Origin of the sequence: Streptomyces sp. OfavH-34-F, from assembly GCF_022347745.1 — a bacterium.
Taxonomy (GTDB): Bacteria; Actinomycetota; Actinomycetes; order Streptomycetales; family Streptomycetaceae; genus Streptomyces.
Window position 1 is genome coordinate 1 of record NZ_JAKRGC010000429.1, and the last position, 4,270, is coordinate 4,270.

The following is a 4,270-nucleotide window of genomic DNA, read 5'->3' on the forward strand; positions in this document are numbered from 1 at the left end:
GGAGGGCCCTGCGCCCGCGACGGCGATCCGCACGCCCTGGTCCGCCAGCGCCTGCAGCTCCGCCGCCGCGCGGTCGTCGTGCGCGGCGGGCTCGTCCGTCACCAGATGGGTGATGAGGTCGGTCGGCACGGTCTGGAACATGGTGTCGGAGCCGAGCTTCGTGTGGTCGGCGAGGACCACGACCTCCGCCGCGGCCTGCACCAGCGCCCGGTCCACGCTCGCGGAGAGCATGTTGGACGTGGAGAGCCCGCGCTCGGCGGTGAGCCCGCTCCCGGACAGGAACGCGCGGGAGACCCGCAGCCCCTGGAGGGACTGCTCGGCCCCGCTGCCGACGAGGGCGTAGTTGGACCCGCGCAGGGTGCCCCCGGTCATCACCACCTCCACCCGGTTCGCGTGGGCCAGCGCCTGCGCGACGAGCAGGGAGTTGGTGACGACGGTCAGGCCGGGGACGCGCGCGAGCCGGCGGGCCAGCTCCTGCGTGGTCGTACCGGCGCCGACGACGATGGCCTCGCCCTCCTCGACGAGGCCGGCGGCCAGGTCGGCGATGGCCGTCTTCTCCGCGGTGGCGAGATGGGATTTCTGCGGAAAGCCGGACTCCCGCGTGAAACCGCCCGGCAAGACCGCACCGCCGTGCCGGCGGTCGAGGAGTCCTTCTGCCTCCAGCGCCCGCACGTCCCGCCGTACGGTCACTTCGGAGGTCTGGACGACGCGGGCGAGCTCACGGAGCGATACCGCCCCGTTGGCACGCACCATTTCGAGGATCAACTGACGACGTTCTGCAGCGAACACGAAACTGACAGTAACGTGACCGGACGAGAGTTTTCAGCAGTTTGCGCCGAATAGCAGAAGTTGCACACACAGCCGGTCGCCAAGTGATATAGGAAGTCACCTGGTTGTCACTCGGCGATCAGCGGGCGTTCCCCTGCGGATGTCTCTCCGCCGCCGTCACGACCCCCCCGTGCGCTTGCGGCTGTGCAGCTGGCGGGCCACCTCCGCGATCGATCCCGACAGGGACGGGTACACGGTGAAGGCGTTCGCGATCTGTTCGACCGTCAGGTTGTTGTCGACCGCGATCGAGATGGGATGGATCAGCTCGCTCGCGCGCGGGGCGACGACGCAGCCGCCGACCACGATGCCGGTGCCGGGACGGCAGAAGATCTTGACGAAGCCGTCCCGGATGCCCTGCATCTTGGCGCGCGGGTTGCGCAGCAGCGGCAGCTTGACGACGAGCGCCTCGATCTTGCCGGCGTCGATGTCGGCCTGGGTGTAGCCGACGGTGGCGATCTCCGGGTCGGTGAAGACGTTCGAGGAGACCGTCTTGAGGTTCAGCGGGGCCACCGCGTCGCCGAGGAAGTGGTACATCGCGATGCGGCCCTGCATGGCGGCGACCGAGGCGAGGGCGAAGACGCCGGTGACGTCACCGGCCGCGTAGACGCCGGGCGCGCTGGTGCGGGAGACCTTGTCGGTGTGGATGTGCCCGGAGTCCTTGAGCCGGACGCCGGCCTCCTCCAGGCCCATGCCCGCGGTGTTCGGGATGGCGCCGACGGCCATCAGGCAGTGCGTGCCGGAGATGACCCGGCCGTCCGCGAGGGTCACCTCGACGCGGTCGCCGACGCGTTTGGCGGCCTGCGCGCGGGAGCGGGCCATGACGTTCATGCCGCGCCGCCGGAAGACGTCCTCCAGGACGGCGGCGGCGTCGGGGTCCTCGCCGGGCAGCACCCGGTCGCGGGACGAGACGAGCGTGACCCGGGAGCCGAGGGCCTGGTAGGCGCCGGCGAACTCCGCGCCCGTCACACCCGAACCGACGACGATGAGTTCCTGCGGCAGCTCGTCGAGGTCGTAGACCTGGGTCCAGTTGAGGATGCGCTCGCCGTCCGGCTGGGCGTCCGGGATCTCCCTGGGGTGGCCGCCGGTCGCGATCAGCACGGCGTCTGCGGTGAGGGTCTCCTCGGTGCCGTCCGCCGAGGTGACGACGACCGTGCGGGAGCCGTCCGCGGCCTGCAGGCCGTCCAGCCGGCCGCGCCCGCGCATCACACGGGCGCCGGCGCGGGTGACGGAGGCGGTGATGTCGTGGGACTGGGCCAGCGCCAGGCGCTTCACGCGCCGGTTGACCTTCCCCAGATCGACGCCGACCACACGCGCGGCCTGCTCGATGTGCGGGGTGTCGTCGGCGACGATGATGCCCAGCTCCTCGTACGAGGAGTCGAAGGTGGTCATCACCTCGGCCGTCGCGATCAGGGTCTTCGAGGGCACGCAGTCGGTGAGGACGGACGCGCCGCCGAGACCGTCGCAGTCGACGACGGTCACCTCCGCGCCCAGCTGGGCGCCCACCAGTGCCGCCTCGTACCCGCCGGGTCCGCCGCCGATGATCACGATCCGGGTCACGAAAAGTCCGCCTCGCGTTTCTCGTCCCGCGGCCGTACGCCTCCCCGGCCGGGGGTCCGGGGGATCGCCCCGGTGGAATGCAGTACGTACTTCATTGTCCCGCACGCGCCAAGGTGCTTCGCCCCGGGGCCCTCCAAACGTGCTCCGGAGCGCACGTACGGGGGCCTTCCGCTCAGGAACCGCCGCTCCCGCGCCGTACTCCCGTACCCTCGATCACATGTCGCTCTACGCCGCGTACGCCGGCAACCTCGACGCGCGGCTGATGACGCGCCGCGCCCCGCACTCACCGCTGCGCGGCACCGGCTGGCTGAACGGCTGGCGGCTGACGTTCGGCGGGGAGCAGATGGGCTGGGAGGGAGCGCTGGCGACCGTGGTCGAGGCGCCCCGTTCGCAGGTGTTCGTGGCCCTGTACGACCTGGCCCCCATGGACGAGGACTCCATGGACCGCTGGGAGGGCGTCGGCCTGGACATCTACCGCCGCATGCGCATCCGGGTGCACACGCTGGACGGCGAGGAGCCGGCCTGGATCTACGTGCTGAACGGCTACGAGGGCGGGCTGCCCTCCGCCCGCTACCTCGGCGAGATCGCGGACGCGGCCGAATCGGCGGGCGCGCCGCACGATTATGTGATGGAACTCCGCAAGCGTCCCTGCTGAGCGACGCGGCAGGGGCCACCGTGGAGAACGGCGGCGACCTGCCCCTTTGCCCCGGGTCCACCCCGGGGCCCGGGGCCCGATTGTCGGAACGCACGAACAAATGTCGCAAGACTCTGTACCAGGGCATCTACGCGCGTAGGGGTTCAGCGGTTACCCTCATCCGCGTGAACGCATCAGTTATTCCGGACCACATCCAGGGCGACCCGTACGCCGCCGCCGCCGACGCCGCCGCCCGCCTGCGCGAGCTGACCGGTGCCGAGACTCACGACGTCGCCCTCGTGATGGGCTCGGGCTGGGCGCCCGCCGCCGCCGCGCTCGGCGTTCCGGAAGCGGAGTTCCCGGTGACCGCGCTGCCCGGCTTCCCCGCCCCGGCCGTGGAGGGCCACGGCGGCACGGTCCGCTCGCACGTCATCGGCGACAAGCGGGCCCTGGTGTTCCTGGGCCGTACGCACTTCTACGAGGGCCGCGGCGTGGGCGCCGTCGCCCACGGGGTGCGGACGGCCGTCGCCGCCGGCTGCCGGACCGTCGTCCTGACGAACGGCTGCGGCGGGCTGCGCGAGGGGATGCGCCCCGGCCAGCCGGTCCTGATCAGCGACCACATCAACCTCACGGCGGCCTCCCCCATCGTCGGGGCGAACTTCGTGGACCTGACCGACCTGTACTCGCCCCGCCTCCGGGCCCTGTGCAAGGAGGTGGACGCGACCCTCGAAGAGGGGGTGTACGTCCAGTTCCCCGGCCCGCACTACGAGACGCCGGCCGAGATCGGCATGGTGCGCGTGATGGGCGGCGACCTCGTCGGCATGTCCACGGTCCTGGAGGCCATCGCGGCCCGCGAGGCGGGGGCCGAGGTCCTCGGCATCTCCCTGGTCACCAACCTGGCGGCGGGGCTCAGCGGCGAACCGCTGAACCACGAGGAGGTCCTCCAGGCCGGCCGCGACTCCGCGACCCGCATGGGCTCCCTCCTGGCCCGCGTCCTGGACCGCATCTGACGCCCACCACCGCCCCGGCCGCCGACCGGAGCACGGGTGCCGGAGCAACACCACCGGTGCCCGGCCCAGCCGACGGCCGGGGGGCGGGGCGAGGACCGGGGCGGCGCCCCCGCAACCTCAGCCCCGCCGGCGTTTGAGGCGCGGGGTCCGGGGCGGCGCCCCGGTTTCGGGAAGGGGCGGGGTGGGGAACAGGCCCGCCGCAGGCGCCCCCCCCCCCCCCCCCCCCCCCCCCCCCCCCCCC

Annotated in this window: 4 protein-coding genes; 2 read left to right on the forward strand and 2 right to left on the reverse strand. The window is 72.5% G+C overall.

All coding sequences use genetic code 11. The features are described 5' to 3' along the window. Positions 1 to 789: DeoR/GlpR family DNA-binding transcription regulator (locus tag MHW47_RS32655; protein WP_308381740.1), on the reverse strand; the 789-nt coding region annotated here is incomplete at its 3' end. 156 nt (positions 790 to 945) lie between these two features. Continuing rightward, positions 946 to 2,385 carry an NAD(P)H-quinone dehydrogenase gene (locus MHW47_RS32660; protein ID WP_239227465.1) on the reverse strand — a complete coding sequence of 480 codons (1,440 nt, stop codon included), beginning with the start codon at positions 2,383 to 2,385 and terminating at the stop codon, positions 946 to 948. 217 nt (positions 2,386 to 2,602) lie between these two features. On the opposite strand from MHW47_RS32660, the gene MHW47_RS32665 reads away from it, so the two are divergent. Together MHW47_RS32665 and MHW47_RS32670 are read left to right on the forward strand one after the other, a co-directional pair. Then, complete coding sequence (locus MHW47_RS32665) at positions 2,603 to 3,040, forward strand: gamma-glutamylcyclotransferase (RefSeq protein ID WP_026171252.1); 438 nt, start codon at positions 2,603 to 2,605, stop codon at positions 3,038 to 3,040. Positions 3,041 to 3,204: 164 nt separating this feature from the next. After that, positions 3,205 to 4,029, forward strand: a complete 825-nt coding sequence (locus MHW47_RS32670) for a purine-nucleoside phosphorylase (RefSeq protein WP_239227466.1) — start codon at positions 3,205 to 3,207, stop codon at positions 4,027 to 4,029. The last annotated feature ends 241 nt before the right edge of the window (positions 4,030 to 4,270 follow it).